Source organism: Streptomyces griseosporeus (genome assembly GCF_014656055.1).
GTDB lineage: Bacteria > Actinomycetota > Actinomycetes > Streptomycetales > Streptomycetaceae > Streptomyces > Streptomyces griseosporeus.
This window is the reverse complement of sequence record NZ_BNBR01000007.1, coordinates 266,536-282,018: the sequence shown is the minus strand read 5'-3', so window position 1 is coordinate 282,018 and position 15,483 is coordinate 266,536. Positions and strand designations below refer to the sequence as shown.

Here is a 15,483-nt window from a genome sequence, read left to right as displayed (position 1 = left end):
GCCCACCCGCCGTCCCGGCTTATGCCGGACGGCGGGTGCGGCGTGTGAGGGGTTGATCGCGCCCACGCGGCGGAGCCGCACAGCGATACGCCCCGCGCCCCTCAGGGTCGGCTTTCCAGCCGTTGGCCGCGGAGCATGAACCAGGCCGCCGCCGCCGTGGCCAGGAGTACGACGGCCCCGGCGCCCGCCGCCAGGGAGAGGCCGTGGACGAAGGCCTCGCGGGCGGACGACAGCAGGGCGTCGGCGGTGTGGGACGGAAGGGTGTGGGCCGCCTCGACCGCGCCGCCCAGGGATTCATGGGCCGCGGCCGGGGTGCCGGCCGGGGCGGTGAAGTCGCGGTAGGCGCCCGTCACGATCGAGCCCAGTACGGCGATGCCGAGGGCGGCGCCGAGTTCGTACGCCGTCTCCGAGACCGCGGAGGCGGCGCCGGCCTGGTCCTTGGGCACGCCGGCGAGGATGACGTCGGCGGTGACCGTGAAGGAGAAGCCGGCGCCGACGCCGACGACGAGCAGGGCGGTGCCGAGCAGCGGGTAGCCGGTCTCCTCGCTCAGCATGGTCAGCGCGGCCAGGGCCAGACCGACCGCGGCGAGGCCGCCGGAGACGACGGTCCGCACCGAGAAGCGGCGGGCCGCGCGCCCCGCGACCAGACCGGCCGCCACCGCGCCGACGGCGGCGGGCAGTTCGGCGAGCCCGGCCTCGAACGGGGGCCTTCCCTGCACCAGTTGCAGGTACTGGGAGAGGAAGAACACCAGCCCCGACATGCCGAGGATGGTCAGCAGGTCCGCCAGGACGGCACCGCTGAAGCCGCGGTTGCGGAACAGCCGCATGTCCAGCAGCGGCGCGGGCAGCGTGAGCTGGCGGCGCACGAACCCGGCCAGCGCGGCGGCGCCGAGGAGGCCGGCGGCGAGCGTGGCCCAGGAGAAGCCGTGCGTGGCGGCCTCCTTGACGGCGTAGACGAGGCCGATCATGCCGACGAGCGACAGGACGACACTGGTCAGGTCCCACGGGCCGGGACGCGGGTTCCGCGATTCGGGCAGCAGCCGGATGCCGACGAGGACGAGCACGACCATCACGGGCAGGTTGATGAGGAAGACGGAGCCCCACCAGAAGTGCTCCAGCAGGAAGCCGCCCACGATGGGGCCGACGGCCGTGCCGGCGGAGGCGGTGGCGCCCCAGATGCCGACGGCGAGGCTGCGCTCGCGCGGGTCGTGGAAGAGGTTGCGGATCAGGGCGAGCGTCGCGGGCATGAGGGTCGCGCCGGCGACGCCGAGCAGGGCCCGGGCGAGGATCATCAGCTCGGGGGTGGTGGCGTAGGCGTTGAGCACGGATATCGCGCCGAACGCCGTGGCGCCGCAGAGCAGGATGCGCTTGCGGCCGACGCGGTCGCCGAGGCTGCCCATGGAAACGAGCAGACCGGCGATGACGAAGGAGTAGACGTCGCCGATCCACAGCAGCTGGGTGCCGGAGGGCCGGAGGTCTTCGCTGATGTAGGGGGTCGCGAGGCCGAGGACGGTCGCGTCGACGGCCACCAGCAGCACGGCGAGCACGAGGACGGACAGCGCGAGCCAGCGGCCCGGGCGCTTCACCGCCTCGCTCGTGCGTGCCGGCTGCAGGGTGCTGGTCATGATTCCTCTCTTCGTAGCGCGCCGCCGAGCAGCAGCTCGGCGATCATGAACGTGAAGTCGTTGCGGGCGACCTTGCCGTCGAGCACCGACCAGGCGCCGGCGGCGAGCAGGCCGTAGAGCGCCTCGGTGAGCCAGGCGGGCGAGAGGTCGATACGGAACTCGCCGGCGTCCTGGCCGCGCCGGAACAGGGCGGTGACGCGGGCGTCGATGCGTTCCCAGCCGGCGTTCTGCCCGTCACCCTCGAACAGCTGGTTCTCGCTGTAGAGGAAGGCGAGCAGTCCGGCGGCCGGCTCGATCTCACGGACGAGCCTGCGGACGCCCTCGGTGGCGGGCCCCTCGTCGAGCCGGGCCCGCTCCAGCGCACCTTCGCACTCGGCGATACCGAGGGCCTCCAGCGCCCGCACGAGCGCGTCCCGCCCGGCGAAGTGCCGGTGCAGGGTGGCGCGGCTGATGCCGGCGGCCTTGGCGACCTCGTCCATGGTCGCGGTGGACTTGCGGGTCAGGAGGGCGGCGGCGGTGCGGAGGACGTGGTCGCGGTCGAAGGGCATGAGACGAGGGTACCCCAGATGAGACATGAATGTCTCACAGCGGGCGTGCGTGTCTCAGTGGTGGGGATGGGTGGGTCTGGGGCGGCGCGAGGTCGGTGCGGGTTCCGCCCGGCTCAGTGCCAGGGCAGCTGTCCGCGTCGCTCCCAGTAGGCGCGGGGTTCTTCCGCGAGCGGGGTGAGCCGTTCCAGCTGCTCGTCGTCGAGGTCGACGGCCGGGGCGTGGAGGTTGGAGGTGAGCTGGCCGACGGTGGCGGCACCGGAGAGGACGACGCCGGCCCAGGGCCGGCGCAGGACGAACGCGAGGGCGACGGCGTCGCAGCCGAGGCCGGTCTCGCGGGCGAGGGCTCGCAGGGCCTCCGGGGCCTGGGGCTCGGCGAGCCGCCCGTTGGCCATGCCCTCCTTGACGATCACGGTGAGGCCGGCGTCGTGGGCCTCGGCGAGGGCGGGTCCGGCGGAGGTCTCCAGCACGTTGTACGTGGACTGGACGGCACCGAAGAGGGGCTCGCCGTCGACGGTCACGGCGAGGGCGGCCCGGATCGCGTCGGCCTGGGCGGGACCGCTGGTGGAGAAACCGACGGTGACGCCCCGGGTGGCGGCCTCGGCCAGCCGGGCGTGCAGTTCCCGGTTGGTGAGGGCGGGACTGTCCGGGGTGACGGAGTGGATCTGGTAGAGGTCGAGATGGTCGCCGAGGAGGGCGTCGGTCTCGGCGCGCTGCCGTTCGTACGTGGCGAGGCTGTGGTCCTTCACCTCGTGCCGCTCGGCGTCGGTGGACCAGCCGGCGGTGTAGGTGTACCCCCACTTGCTGCCCACGACGATGTCGTCGAGGCCGGGGCGGGAGCGCAGCCAGTCGGCGAGGAACTCCTCGGAGCGGCCGTAGGAGCGGGCGGCGTCGATGTACCGGACGCCCTGGGCGTAGGCGGCGTCGAGGAGCTGGTGGGTGCGCTCGCGAAGGGCCTCGACGGTGCGCTCGGCGGGGAGGTCCCGGTCCCGGCCGAGGGTGATGTACCCGGGCCGCCCGACGGCGGCGAGACCGAGGCCGAGGTGGGCGGTGGGGGTGGTGACCGAGGCGAGACGGGCGAGGGGCATCGCGGCTCCGTTGGGGGTGGGTGGTGGTGGCGTGGAGCGGGGTGGGTCCAACGTAGCCGGGGTGGGGTGGGGGGTGGGTGAAGGCCCGCTGGGGGCTGGCCCGGCGGGAAATGCCCTCTGGGTCCGGGGCGGAGCCCCGCACCGAACCCCCCGCCCAGACCCCCCGCCCCGAACGTCGGCTACCGCCCCGAGACCCACCCCCGCTGCACCGCCAGATCCGCCTTCACCTCGGCCAGCTGTACCGCGACAGCGCTGGGCGCCGTACCCCCACGGCCGTTGCGGGACGCCAGCGCGCCCGGCACGTTCAGTACCGTCCGCACCTCGGGCGTGAGGTGCGCGGAGATCTTCGCGAACTGCTCGTCGGTCAGCTCGTCCAGCTCCTTGCCCTCCGCCTCGGCGACCTTCACGCACTCCCCGGCGACCTCGTGCGCCACACGGAACGGCACGCCCTGCTTGACCAGCCACTCGGCGATGTCGGTGGCGAGGGAGAACCCGGCGGGGGCCAGCTCCTCCATGCGCTCCCGGTGGACGGTGAGGGTGGCCATCATGCCGGTGAAGGCCGGCAGCAGGATCTCCAGCTGGTCGATGGAGTCGAAGACGGGCTCCTTGTCCTCCTGGAGGTCCCGGTTGTAGGCGAGCGGGAGGGCCTTCAGCGTGGCCATGAGCCCCGTCAGGTTGCCGATCAGCCGCCCGGACTTGCCGCGCGCCAGCTCGGCGATGTCGGGGTTCTTCTTCTGCGGCATGATCGACGAGCCGGTGGAGAACGCGTCGTGCAGGGTCACGAAGGAGAACTCCTTCGTGTTCCAGATGATGATCTCCTCGGCGATACGGGAGACGTTGACGCCGATCATCGCGGTGACGAAGGCGAACTCCGCCACGAAGTCACGGGAGGCGGTGCCGTCGATGGAGTTGCCGGCGCTGCCGTGTTCGAAGCCGAGGTCCTTCGCGACGGCCTCGGGGTCCAGCCCGAGGGAGGACCCGGCGAGGGCGCCGGAGCCGTACGGCGAGACGGCCGTGCGGGCGTCCCACTGCCGCAGCCGCTCGGCGTCCCGGGAGAGCGCCTGGACGTGGGCGAGGACGTGGTGGGCGAAGAGCACGGGCTGGGCGTGCTGGAGGTGGGTGCGGCCGGGCATGGCCACGTCGGGGTGGGCCTCGGCGAGGCCGATGAGCGCCTCCTGGAGGTCGGCGATGAGACCGCCGATGACGCGGGCGTGGTCGCGGAGGTACATCCGGAAGAGGGTGGCGACCTGGTCGTTGCGGGACCGCCCGGCGCGCAGTTTGCCGCCGAGGTCGGGGCCGAGCCGTTCCAGCAGGCCGCGCTCCAGGGCGGTGTGGACGTCCTCGTCGGCGATGGTGCCGACGAAGGTGCCGGCGGCGACGTCCGCCTCCAGCTGGTCCAGGCCGGCGATCATCCGGGTCAGCTCGTCCTCGGTGAGGAGCCCGGCCTTGTGCAGCACGCGCGCGTGGGCGCGGGAACCGGCGATGTCGTAGGGCGCGAGCCGCCAGTCGAAGTGGACGGACGCGGACAGCTTGGCCAGGGCCTCGGCGGGACCGTCGGCGAATCGGCCGCCCCAGAGCCGGACGTCACCGCTGTTGCTGCTCACTTGCGCTGCTCCTAGAGGGTGTGGAGGACGAACCGTGATGCATGATTATGCAGACCTCTGCATGATTCGTCAATCCGCCAGTCCGCACCACTGCACCCCGGGGTCGGCGAAGAACCCCCGCTCCCCCTTGAACGCGAGAAACCGCTTTCCCGTATCTCCCACCGAACGCAGGCGCCGCGTTTGCACCACCCGAGCGACCACCGATCACGCAACGATCCCGACCCGAGTGAGGCATTCGCATGTCCAGGGCTCTCCCGAAGTACAACAAGCGCCGTGTCGCGGCCGTCGGCGGCGCCGCGGCCGTCGTCCTCTCCGGCGCGGTGATCGCCGGTTCGGCCCTCGCCGGGGAGCCCGGCGGCGGCACGAAGGCCAGGCCCCTGGCCGCGGCGGCTGCGATCACCTGCCCGGACGTCAGGTCCCAGCTCCCCGCCGTCCCCGCCTCCGCCCGCGCCGAAGTCGACCGCAACCTCACCCTCCTCGACACCCAGATCCGCGAAGCCAACAACCGCCTCGCCACCTCCAGCGGACAGGGCGGACCCAACTTCGTCCAGAACGCCATCCTCGGCCCCCTCAAGGACAAGCGCGTCTCCACCATCGACCGCATCGCCATCGCCATCGGCCGCACCACCACCAAGCCCCAAGGACTGGGCACCCTCGCCGCCTGCACGCTCGGCGGCGGCCAGAGCACCCCCGCGCCCCAGCGGACGGGCACCACGGGCGGCACCGGCATGAACACCGGCAACGGCACGAACACCGGCAGCGGCACCTCGGCGGGTGCCATCGCCTGCCCCGACGTCAGGTCCCAGCTCCCCGCCGTCCCCGCCTCCGCCCGCGCCGAAGTCGACCGCAACCTCACCCTCCTCGACACCCAGATCCGCGAAGCCAACAACCGCCTCGCCACCTCCAGCGGACAGGGCGGACCCAACTTCGTCCAGAACGCCATCCTCGGCCCCCTCAAGGACAAGCGCGTCTCCACCATCGACCGCATCGCCATCGCCATCGGCCGCACCACCACCAAGCCCCAAGGACTGGGCACCCTCGCCGCCTGCAGGCTCGTCAAGTGAGGTGACGGCGCTGTCGCCCCCGGGCCGCGCCACATCGGTGCCGTCCGGGGGCACAGCTGCCGGCACGGAGGAGGGGGGCAAGCGGACCCGCGAATTCCTTAGACAGGTGAACTAACTGGCGCGATAATCCTTAGTCATGGGAAAGACTTACGAGCGCATCGACGGCAGGCTCCGCACCTTCATCGAGGAACAGCCGGTGTTCTTCACGGCGACCGCCCCGCTGTCGGGCGACGGCACGGTCAACCTCTCCCCCAAAGGCCTCAAGGGCTCGTTCGCGGTGCTCGACGAACACACCGTCGCCTACCTGGACTTCGCCGGGTCCAACGCGGAGACCGTCGCGCACCTGCGGGAGAACGGCCGTATCACGCTGATGTGGTGCGCCTTCCAGGGACCGCCGAACATCGTGCGGGTGCACGGCCGCGGCGAGCCCGTCTTCCGCGACGACCCGCGCTTCCCGGACCTCCTCGCCCGCTTCCCCGGCATCGACACCGCCCCGCACGGCCTGCGCGCGATCATCGTCGTGCACGCCGAACTCGTCCGGGACACCTGCGGTTACGCGGTGCCCTTCATGACGTACGACGCCGACCGCGACCTGCACGCCAAGCGCTTCGCCCGCGAGGACGACGCCTCACTGAGCGCGTACTTCGAGAAGAAGGAGCACGTGGCGACGAGCCTCGACGGCCTGCCGGGACTCCCCCTGCCACTGCCGCCGTCGCCGCCGTCGGCCGCGTGACCCCGCACCCCCGAACGGACCGGCCACGGTGCCGCCGGCGCGCCCCGCGCCTAGCGTCGGCGCCATGCCCCCTGCCCGTACCGCACTGACCGCCCTCGCCCTCTCCGCCTGCCTGCTCGCCCCGCCCCTCGCCCCGGCCGGCGCCGCCCCCGCCCGCCCGGCCCCGCTGCCCGAACGGATGGCCGACACCGGCGGCGGCACCCAGCTGCTCACGGCCGTCACCCCGCGGGCCGGTGCCACCGCCGGCAGGCTCACCTGGTGGGAGCGGCGCGCCGGCCGGTGGACGGTGGCCGGGTCCGCGCCCGCGCGGTTCGGCGCCCGCGGGCTCGTCGAGGGCACCGCGCGCCGGCAGGGCACGAACACCACCCCGGCCGGCCTGTACGACCTGCCCTTCGGCTTCGGCGTCGAGGCCGCGCCGGGCGGGACCCGGATGCCGTACCGGCGGGTGCACGCGGACTCCTGGTGGTGCCAGGACAACGGCTCCCGCTCCTACAACCGGTGGACCGAGCCGCGTCCGGCCGACTGCCGGGCCGCCGAGTCCGAGCACCTGATCACCTACCGCACGCAGTACGCCCACGCCCTGGTCGTCGGCTTCAACTACCGCACCCCGGTGCGCGGTCGCGGCGCCGGCATCTTCCTGCACGTGAACGGACGCGGGGCGACGGCGGGTTGCGTGTCCGTGCCCGCCGAGGCGATGCGGCGGATCCTGCGGTGGGCCGACCCGGACGCGAAGCCGCACGTCGCGATCGGTACGGCGGCCGGCCCGCTCGCCGTCACCCGGTACTGAGGCGGACCGTGAACGTCGTCGAGCCGGGGCGGCTGTCCAGCGCCACGCTGCCGCCGTGCGCCTCGACGACCGCCGCCACGATCGCCAGGCCGAGGCCCGCGCCGCCACCGGACACGGACGCGCCCGCGCGGCGGCGGTGTTCCGCCCGGGTGAAGCGCTCGAACACGTCCGGCCGGACCTCCGCCGGCACGCCCGGCCCGCTGTCGTGGACGGAGAGGACGGCGGTGGTTCCCTCGACGCCGGTGGATTCCTCGGCGCCACGGCCGTCCGCGGCGGGGCTGTCAGCGGCGGGTCCCTCGACGCCACGGCCGTCCGCGGCGGGCCCGTCGACAGCCAGAGTCACCGTCACCTCCGTGCCCACAGGTGTGTGCCCCCGCGCGTTGGCCAGCAGGTTGGCCACCACCTGGTGCAGGCGGTGGGCGTCGCCGGGCACGAGGACCGGCTCCTCCGCGAGGTCCAGGGTCCAGCGGTGGCCGGGGCCGGCGGCCCGGGCGTCCGTGACGGCGTCGAGGACCAGCCGCGTCAGGTCGACCGGGCGGCGCTCCAGCGGGCGGCCGGCGTCCAGGCGGGCCAGGAGCAGCATCTCGTCCACCATCTCGCCCATCCGGGACGACTCGGCCGCGATGCGCTCCAGCGCCCGGGTCACCTCCGGTGGGACCGGGCCCGGGTGCAGCAGCGCCAGTTCCGCGTGGCCGCGTACGGACGCGACGGGTGTGCGCAGTTCGTGGCTGGCGTCGGCGGCGAACCGGCGCAGCCGTTCCTCGCTGGCGTGCCGCTTGCCGAGCGCGTCCCCGACGTGGCCGAGCATGCGGTCGAACGCGGCGGCCACCCGGCCCACCTCGCTGCGCGGGTCGTAGTCCGGGTTCCGGGGCGGCAGCGCGACCTCGCCGCTGGCCAGGGGCAGTTCGCTGACCCGGGTCGCGGTGGCGGCGACCCGGCTGAGCGGGCGCAGCGACCAGCGCACCCACAGCACGCCCGCCACGCCGGTCAGGGCGAGGGCGATGCCGAAGACCACGCCGGCCACCAGTTCCAGCCGGTGCACGGCGGCCTCCACCGGCTCCAGCGGCAGCCCGGTGACCAGGACGTCGCCGTCCAGGCCCCAGGCGGCGGTCACCCGGTACTCGTCGAGGGAGGCCAGGGCGACGGTGTGGGGCCGTCCGTCGGCCGGGAGCGCGGCGAGGGCGCGCCGGTCGTGCGCGGTGAGGTCGACGGTCCGTACGGCGAGCCCGCTGCCGGAGGGCACCACGGCCGCGTGGGTGACGGTGCCGTCGACGAGGCGGGCGCCGAAGGTGCCGGCCGGCTGGTGGCGGGTGTCGCCGTGCTCGTCGCCGTCGTGGTCGGGCGGGCGGGCGGTGTTCTCCAGGCTGGCCGGGAAGCGGGTGCCGGCCTCGGCGAGCTGCTGGTCGACGCGGCCGGTGAGGAAGTGCTCCAGCTCGACCACGGCGGCGACACCGACCGCGGCGCAGCTGACGGTCAGCAGCACGAGCAGGCCCGCGATCAGCCGGGCCCGCAGCGTGCGCGGCCGGGGCAGGGTCCGGGGCGCCCTGCGGAGCAGCCGTCGTACGGCGGTCATCGCGTCGCCGGTTTCAGGACGTATCCGGCGCCGCGCACGGTGTGGATCATGGGTTCGCGGCCCGCGTCGACCTTCTTGCGCAGGTAGGAGATGTACAGCTCGACGACATGGGCCCGGCCGCCGAAGTCGTAGGACCACACCCGGTCCAGGATCTGCGCCTTGCTGAGGACGCGGCGCGGGTTGCGCATGAGGAAGCGGAGCAGTTCGAACTCGGTGGGCGACAGCTCGATCAGCTCCCCGGCGCGGGTCACCTCACGGGCCTCCTCGTCCATGGCGAGGTCGCCGACGACCAGGCGCGGCCCCTCGTCGAGCTGCCGGGCGAGTCCGGCCCGGCGCAGCAGGCCGCGGACCCGGGCGACGACCTCCTCCAGGCTGAACGGCTTGGTGACGTAGTCGTCGCCGCCGGCGGTGATGCCGGCGATGCGGTCCTCCACGGCGTCCCGCGCGGTCAGGAACAGCACGCAGACGCCGGGACGGACGGTGTGCAGTTCCCGCAGCACGGTGAAGCCGTCGGTGTCGGGGAGCATCACGTCGAGGACGACGGCGTCGGGCTGGAGGTCGCGGGCGGCGGCGAGCGCGGAGGCGCCGTCGGCGGCGGCGCGCACCTGCCAGCCCTCGTAGCGCAGGGCGCCGGTGAGGACCTCGGCGAGGTCGGGGTCGTCGTCGACGACGAGGACGCGCAGCGGGGTGCCGTCGGGGCGGGTGAGGGCGGGGCGGCCGGAGCGGGTGGTGTTCATGGCGGTCTCCAGCATCTCCCCACGCCGCGGTGAGGGGGCTCTGAGAACGCTCTGAGTTTCCTCTGAGTCCGGGCCCGGGGCCGCTGATTCAGAGGCGGCTGAGAGGTTCGGGCCGCACAGTTGCGTCCGGAACGGCGAAAGGACACGACTGATGACCACCGTGTACGAGCGGCGGACGGCCTCGCGGGCGGCGCCGTCCGCGCGCCTGTCCGCCGCGGGTCCGCTGCTGGCCCTGCTGTGGGCGGGTGCCGCGGCCGTGCTCGCGTTGTGGTGGGCGGACACCGGCTCCGTGGTCGGGGCGGCGGGCTGGCTGACCGGGGCGGGGCGGCTCGCCGGGCTGCTGACCGGGTACGCGTGCGCGGTGCTGGTCGGGCTGATGGCGCGGGTGCCGCTGCTGGAGCGGCGGATCGGCTCGGACCGGGTGGCCCGCTGGCACGCCATGGCGGGCCGCTACACGGTCTGCCTGCTGCTCGCGCACATCGTGCTGATCCTCGCCGGGTACGCGGCGCAGGACCGGCGGTCGCTGTGGCACGAGACGGTGACCGTCGTCCTGGACTACCCGGAGATGCTGAAGGCGACCGCGGGCACGGTGATCCTCCTGGCGGTCGGGGTGACGTCGGCGCGGGCCGTGCGCCGCCGCACCGGCTACGAGTTCTGGTACCACGTCCACCTCCTCACCTACGCCGCCGTCTTCCTCGCCTTCGGCCATCAGGTGGCCCTGGGGAACGAGTTCAGCGGCGACGCGGCGGCCACGGGCGCGTGGTACGCGCTGTACCTGGGGGTGGCGGCGCTGGTCGTGTGGTTCCGGGTGCTGGTGCCCGTGCGGCTGAACGTCCGGCACCGGCTGCGGGTGGAGTCCGTGCAGCCGGAGGCGCCGGGCGTCTGGTCGGTCGTCGTTCACGGCCGCCGGCTGGCCGAACTGCCGGTGGAGCCGGGGCAGTTCTTCCGCTGGCGGTTCCTCGGCGCGGGACTGGCCCGTACGTCGACGCCGTACTCCCTGTCGGCGCCGCCGCGCGGCGACTGTATGCGGATCACGGTGAAGGCGCTCGGCGGCCACAGCGCGGCCGTGGCGCTGCTGCGGCCCGGCACCCGGGTGTGGGCGGAGGGCCCGTACGGCGCGCTGACGGCCGGCCGGCGTACGGCACCGAAGGCGCTGCTCATCGCGGGCGGCGTCGGGGTCACGCCGTTGCGGGCACTGTTCGAGACGCTGCCCGGCGAGGTGACGCTGCTGTACCGGGCACGCACCGCCGCGGACCTCGCCCTGGGCGCGGAGCTGGAGGCGATCGCCCGCTGGCGGGGCGCGCGGGTGCGGTACGCGCTCAACGGGCCGCACGGGGAGCGCCCGGACCTGTCGGCGCCCGCGCTGCTGGCCGCCTTCCCCGACCTGGCCGGTCATGACGTCTACCTCTGCGGCCCGCATGGGTTCGCCCAGGACCTTTACCGGGAACTGCGGGCCGCCGGGGTGCCGGACCGGCGTATCCACCACGAGTCGTTCGAGCTGTGAGGCCTTTCACGTGCACCCGCTGAAGAAGAACCGCCCCCTGCGCCGGATCGTCCTGGCGAGCGCCGCCACCGTCTCGGGCATGGTGCTGCTGCTGTCCCTGAAGCCGCACACCGGCCCCGCGCTTGCGGTCGGCGCGCCCGCGCCGACCGCCGGCGCGAGCAGTCCGGCCGCCGCCTCCTCTCCCGGTGCCGCGACCGGCAGCAGGACCGTCACCGGCGACTCGGCGGACACCCGCTGGGGTCCCGTCCAGGTGCGGGTCACCGTCGACAACGGGAAGCTCACCGACGTCACCGCGGTCACCTATCCGACCGAGAACCCCCGCGACCAGGAGATCAACGCCTACGCCATCCCGGAGCTGCGGCGCGAGGCGCTCGACGCGCAGAGCGCGGACATCGACACCGTGTCCGGGGCGACGTACACGAGTGACGGGTACCGGCAGTCGCTCCAGTCGGCGCTGGACTCGGCGGGGCTCTGAACACGGGCGGGGTCCGCCACGTATGGGTGGGCCAAGGGTCCCGTCCCACGGAGGCACCGTGACCACCACGCTCGCCGGCGGCCGTGCCGCCCGCCGTCAGACGATGCGCCGCATCCGTCCGCGCCGCTCCCCCGCCGTCCCGCTGCTGCTCGCCCTGTGGGCGGGCGCGGCGGGCGTGCTGTGGCTGTGGTGGCGGAACACGCCGTCCATCGCGGACGACACCGGCCGGATCCTCAACGCCGGGCGCATCACCGGGCTGCTGGCCGGCTATCTGATGGCGCTGGTGGTGCTGCAGATGGCCCGGGTGCCCGCGCTGGAGCGACGGGTGGGCTCCGACCGGGTGGCCCGCTGGCACGCGATGACCGGCCGCTACACGCTCTGCCTGGTCCTCGCGCACGTCTTCCTCACCATGTGGGGGTACGCGCTGCAGGGCGGCCGCTCGCTCGGCGACATCGTCGGCCAGACCGTCGACTCCGTCCAGCAGCTGCCGGACATGGGCAAGGCCGCGCTCGGCACGGGCCTGCTGGTGGTCATCGGCCTGGTCTCGGTGGGCGCGGTCCGCCGCCGGCTGCCGTACGACCTCTGGTACCACGTCCATCTGCTGACGTACGCCGCGGTGTTCCTGACGTTCTGGCACCAGATCAGCACCGGCAACGACTTCGCCGTCGAACCCGCCGCGAAGACCTTCTGGTACGGGCTGTACGGCGCCGTCACCGCGCTGCTGCTCTGGTACCGCGTCCTCACGCCGCTCCGGCTGAACCTGCGGCACCGGATGCGGGTCGAGGCGGTGATCGAGGAGACGCCGGGCATCGTGTCGGTGCTGATCGGCGGGCGCCGGCTGCACCGGATGGGCGCGGAGGCCGGGCAGTTCTTCCGCTGGCGGTTCCTGGCACCGGGCATGCGTTTCAGCTCGCACCCGTACTCGCTGTCGGCGGCGCCGCGGCCGGAGTTGCTGCGGATCACGGTGAAGGCGATCGGCGACCACAGCGCCCGGCTGCGGGAGCTGACGCCCGGCACGCGTGTGTGGGCGGAGGGGCCGTACGGCGCGCTGACCGCGCAGCGGCGCAGCCGGGGCAAGGTGCTGCTGGTCGCGGGCGGCGTCGGGATCACGCCGATGCGGGCGCTGTTCGAGACGCTGCCGGGCGCGGCGGGTGACATCACGCTGCTGTACCGGGCCAACAGCACGCAGGACCTGGCGCTGTGGGACGAGCTGGCGCGGATCGCCGAGGAGCGGGGGGCGCGGCTGATGTACGCGGTCAACAGCCCCGACGGGGAGCGGCCGGACATCTCGGCGGAGCGGCTGCGGGAGAAGGTGCCGGACATCGAGGCGCACGACGTGTTCCTGTGCGGGCCGCCCGGGTTCGCGCAGTCGGTCTACGAGGCGCTGCGCGGCGCGGGGGTTCCCGCGCGCCGCATCCATCACGAGTCGTTCGAGATGTAGTCACCGAGCGACCGAGTCACCGAACCACCGAGCCACTGAGCCACTGAGCCACTGAGCCACTGAGCCACCGAGTCTCCGGGAGCTGTAGGAGCGATGAGGAAGAGTCACCCCGTACGGCGCGTCGTGCTCACGGCGGCGGCCACCGTGTCCGGGATCGTGCTGCTGCTGTCGTTGAAGCCGGCGTCCGATCCGTCGTCCGCGCAGGCGGCGGGCGGTGCGCTGCCGCAGGGCGGGGCGCAGGCCGCGGCCGGCACCACCGTCACCGGCGAGGCCGCCCGGACCCAGTACGGGGCGGTGCAGGTCCGGCTCACCGTGCGGGACGGGAGGATCACCGGCGCGGAGGCCGTGCAGGCCCCCAAGGGCGGTCGCAGCGACCAGATCACGTCCATGGCCGTGCCCCGGCTCAACCGGGAGGCGGTGGCCGCGCAGAGCGCGGAGATCGACGCGGTGTCCGGGGCGACGTACACGAGCGCCGGGTACCGGCAGTCGCTGCAGTCGGCGCTGGACCAGGTGAAGGCGGGTGGCCCGGGCGGCGGTTCGGGCGGTGCCCAGGGTGCCGCGCGGACGGTGACCGGCGATGTGGCACGGACGCAGTACGGCCCGGTGCAGGTGCGGGTCACCGTCAGCGGCGGCCGGATCGTCCGGGCGGAGGCCGTGCAGGCGCCCAAGGGCGGGCACAGCGACGAGGTCACGGCGACGGCCGTGCCGAAACTCGGTCAGGAGGCCGTCGCCGCGCAGAGCGCGGACATCGACGCGGTGTCCGGGGCGACGTACACCAGTGCCGGGTACCGGCAGTCGCTCCAGTCGGCCCTCGACCGGGCCGGTGGCTGAGCCGGTGGGCGGGAGCGGGACCGGAGAGGCTCCCGTCGCGGTACGTCGGGCGGAGGAGGTCATGGGGACGGTCTTCTCCTTCGACGTCCGCGGCGGGGAACCCGAGGCGGTGCGGCGGGGGCTGGACGAGGCGATCGCGGGGCTGCACCGGGTCGACGAGGTGTTCAGCACGTACCGGGAGGACAGCCAGATCTCCCGGCTGGCCCGCGGGGAACTGACCGTCGAGGAGTGCGATCCGGAGGTCGGGGAGGTGCTGGGGCTGGGCGCCGAGGCCGAGCGGGTCAGCGACGGCTGGTTCAGCCTGCGCTACGCCGGCCGGCTCGATCCGACCGGGATCGTGAAGGGCTGGGCGGCCGAGCGGGCCGCTGGGGCGCTGCTGGCGGCGGGGGCGAGCGGGGTCAGCGTCAACGGGGGCGGTGACGTGCAGATGTTCGGCGCGCCGGAGCCGGGACGGCCGTGGCGGGTGGGCGTAGCCGATCCGCTGCGGCCGGGCGGGCTGGCGGCGGTGATCTCCGCGGGCGGGGTGGACCGGCTGGCGGTCGCGACGTCCGGCACGGCGGAGCGGGGGGACCATGTGGTGGACCCGCGGACGGGGCGGTCCGCGGTGACGGACCTGGTCGCGGTGACGGTCGTGGGACCGTCCCTGACGTGGGCGGACTGCTGGGCCACGACGGCCTTCGCGATGGGGGCGCGGGAGGGACTGGCGTGGCTGGAGTCCCTGCCGGAGGCGGAGGCCCTGCTGATCACGGCGGGCGACGAGGTGCGGTGCACAGGCGGGTTGGCTTCACGGCTGGGGTGAGCCGCCGGGGCTTTGGGGCGCCGCGAACCGTGACGCCCCAGGGGCGCGGGGAACTGCGCGACCGGCCACCGACCACCCGCACCCGGCACAAACAGGCACCGGCCCCCTCGATGGCCGCCCGGCGCAACCCTCAGTGACCGTTCTGCGCCAGCCGGAGCAAGTGGTCCGCCAGCGCCTGCCCGCCCGTCGGGTTCCGGCTGATCAGCAGCAGCGTGTCGTCGCCGGCGATCGTGCCGAGGATGTCGTGCAGTTCCGCCTGGTCGATCGCCGAGGCGAGGAACTGCGCGGCGCCCGGCGGCGTGCGCAGGACCACGAGGTTGGCGGAGGCCTCCGCGGAGATCAGCAGCTCCTGGGAGAGGCGCCGCATGCGCTCCTCCTTGGCCGACTCCCCGAGCGGCGCCCGAGGGGTGCGGAAGCCGCCCTCGCTGGGCACCGCGTAGATCAGGTCGCCGTCGTTGTTGCGGATCTTCACCGCGTTCAGCTCGTCGAGGTCCCTGGACAGCGTCGCCTGCGTGACGCTCAGCCCGTCGTCCGCGAGCAGCTTGGCGAGCTGGCTCTGCGACCGCACCGGCTGCCGGTTGAGGATGTCCACGATCCGGCGGTGGCGTGCGGTGCGGGTCTGCGGCACGGCAGGTCCGGCGTTCCCCGGCTGCTCGTGGTCCTGCGCCTGGCTCATC

Annotated in this window: 15 protein-coding genes; 8 read left to right on the top strand and 7 right to left on the bottom strand. The window is 74.0% G+C overall.

Going from position 1 to position 15,483, the window contains the following annotated elements; genetic code table 11:
* Positions 1–101: 101 nt before the first annotated feature.
* The 4 genes from IE308_RS30465 to argH all read right to left on the bottom strand — a co-directional run bounded on the left by IE308_RS30465 (position 102) and on the right by argH (position 4,862).
* A complete protein-coding gene (locus IE308_RS30465) occupies positions 102–1,625 on the bottom strand; it encodes an MFS transporter (protein WP_190220382.1) in 1,524 nt (507 codons plus the stop codon).
* Positions 1,622–2,173 (bottom strand): TetR/AcrR family transcriptional regulator, encoded by a 552-nt coding sequence (locus tag IE308_RS30460; protein ID WP_229909259.1) that lies wholly within the window; start codon positions 2,171–2,173, stop codon positions 1,622–1,624. The genes IE308_RS30465 and IE308_RS30460 overlap by 4 nt, the downstream gene beginning before the upstream one ends.
* A 113-nt stretch (positions 2,174–2,286) precedes the next feature.
* Positions 2,287–3,258 (bottom strand): aldo/keto reductase, encoded by a 972-nt coding sequence (locus tag IE308_RS30455; RefSeq protein ID WP_190220380.1) that lies wholly within the window; start codon positions 3,256–3,258, stop codon positions 2,287–2,289.
* A 179-nt stretch (positions 3,259–3,437) separates the two neighbouring features.
* Positions 3,438–4,862 carry an argininosuccinate lyase gene (gene argH / locus IE308_RS30450; protein WP_190220379.1) on the bottom strand — a complete coding sequence of 475 codons (1,425 nt, stop codon included), beginning with the start codon at positions 4,860–4,862 and terminating at the stop codon, positions 3,438–3,440.
* Between the two features lie 239 nt (positions 4,863–5,101).
* On the opposite strand from argH, the gene IE308_RS30445 reads away from it, so the two are divergent.
* The 3 genes from IE308_RS30445 (at position 5,102) to IE308_RS30435 (ending at position 7,446) form a co-directional block, all read left to right on the top strand.
* Positions 5,102–5,926, top strand: a complete 825-nt coding sequence (locus tag IE308_RS30445; RefSeq protein WP_190220378.1) for a hypothetical protein — start codon at positions 5,102–5,104, stop codon at positions 5,924–5,926.
* 136 nt (positions 5,927–6,062) lie between these two features.
* Positions 6,063–6,659 carry a pyridoxamine 5'-phosphate oxidase family protein gene (locus IE308_RS30440; RefSeq protein ID WP_190220377.1) on the top strand — a complete coding sequence of 199 codons (597 nt, stop codon included), beginning with the start codon at positions 6,063–6,065 and terminating at the stop codon, positions 6,657–6,659.
* Positions 6,660–6,723: 64 nt separating this feature from the next.
* Positions 6,724–7,446 carry a L,D-transpeptidase family protein gene (locus tag IE308_RS30435; RefSeq protein WP_110626981.1) on the top strand — a complete coding sequence of 241 codons (723 nt, stop codon included), beginning with the start codon at positions 6,724–6,726 and terminating at the stop codon, positions 7,444–7,446.
* Here IE308_RS30435 and IE308_RS30430 read toward each other — a convergent pair.
* The gene (locus IE308_RS30430; RefSeq protein ID WP_190220376.1) at positions 7,433–9,019 is read right to left on the bottom strand and encodes a sensor histidine kinase; all 1,587 of its coding nucleotides are present in this window, start codon (positions 9,017–9,019) and stop codon (positions 7,433–7,435) included. The two genes, IE308_RS30435 and IE308_RS30430, sit on opposite strands and share 14 nt — an antisense overlap.
* Complete coding sequence (locus tag IE308_RS30425) at positions 9,016–9,756, bottom strand: response regulator transcription factor (protein WP_190220375.1); 741 nt, start codon at positions 9,754–9,756, stop codon at positions 9,016–9,018. Before IE308_RS30425 ends, IE308_RS30430 begins: the two co-directional genes overlap by 4 nt.
* A gap of 151 nt (positions 9,757–9,907) precedes the next feature.
* On the opposite strand from IE308_RS30425, the gene IE308_RS30420 reads away from it, so the two are divergent.
* From IE308_RS30420 to IE308_RS30400, 5 genes are all read left to right on the top strand, one after another.
* The gene (locus IE308_RS30420; protein ID WP_190220374.1) at positions 9,908–11,260 is read left to right on the top strand and encodes a ferredoxin reductase family protein; all 1,353 of its coding nucleotides are present in this window, start codon (positions 9,908–9,910) and stop codon (positions 11,258–11,260) included.
* 10 nt (positions 11,261–11,270) lie between these two features.
* The gene (locus IE308_RS30415; RefSeq protein ID WP_190220373.1) at positions 11,271–11,735 is read left to right on the top strand and encodes an FMN-binding protein; all 465 of its coding nucleotides are present in this window, start codon (positions 11,271–11,273) and stop codon (positions 11,733–11,735) included.
* 58 nt (positions 11,736–11,793) lie between these two features.
* Entirely contained in the window at positions 11,794–13,176 is a 1,383-nt protein-coding gene (locus tag IE308_RS30410) for a ferredoxin reductase family protein (RefSeq protein ID WP_162655462.1), read from the top strand.
* A 93-nt stretch (positions 13,177–13,269) separates the two neighbouring features.
* Entirely contained in the window at positions 13,270–14,007 is a 738-nt protein-coding gene (locus IE308_RS30405) for an FMN-binding protein (protein ID WP_190220372.1), read from the top strand.
* 61 nt (positions 14,008–14,068) lie between these two features.
* Positions 14,069–14,806, top strand: a complete 738-nt coding sequence (locus IE308_RS30400; protein WP_190220371.1) for an FAD:protein FMN transferase — start codon at positions 14,069–14,071, stop codon at positions 14,804–14,806.
* 130 nt (positions 14,807–14,936) lie between these two features.
* On the opposite strand, the gene IE308_RS30395 is transcribed toward IE308_RS30400, so the two are convergent.
* Positions 14,937–15,482, bottom strand: a complete 546-nt coding sequence (locus tag IE308_RS30395) for an arginine repressor (RefSeq protein WP_110626986.1) — start codon at positions 15,480–15,482, stop codon at positions 14,937–14,939.
* Position 15,483: the final 1 nt, after the last annotated feature.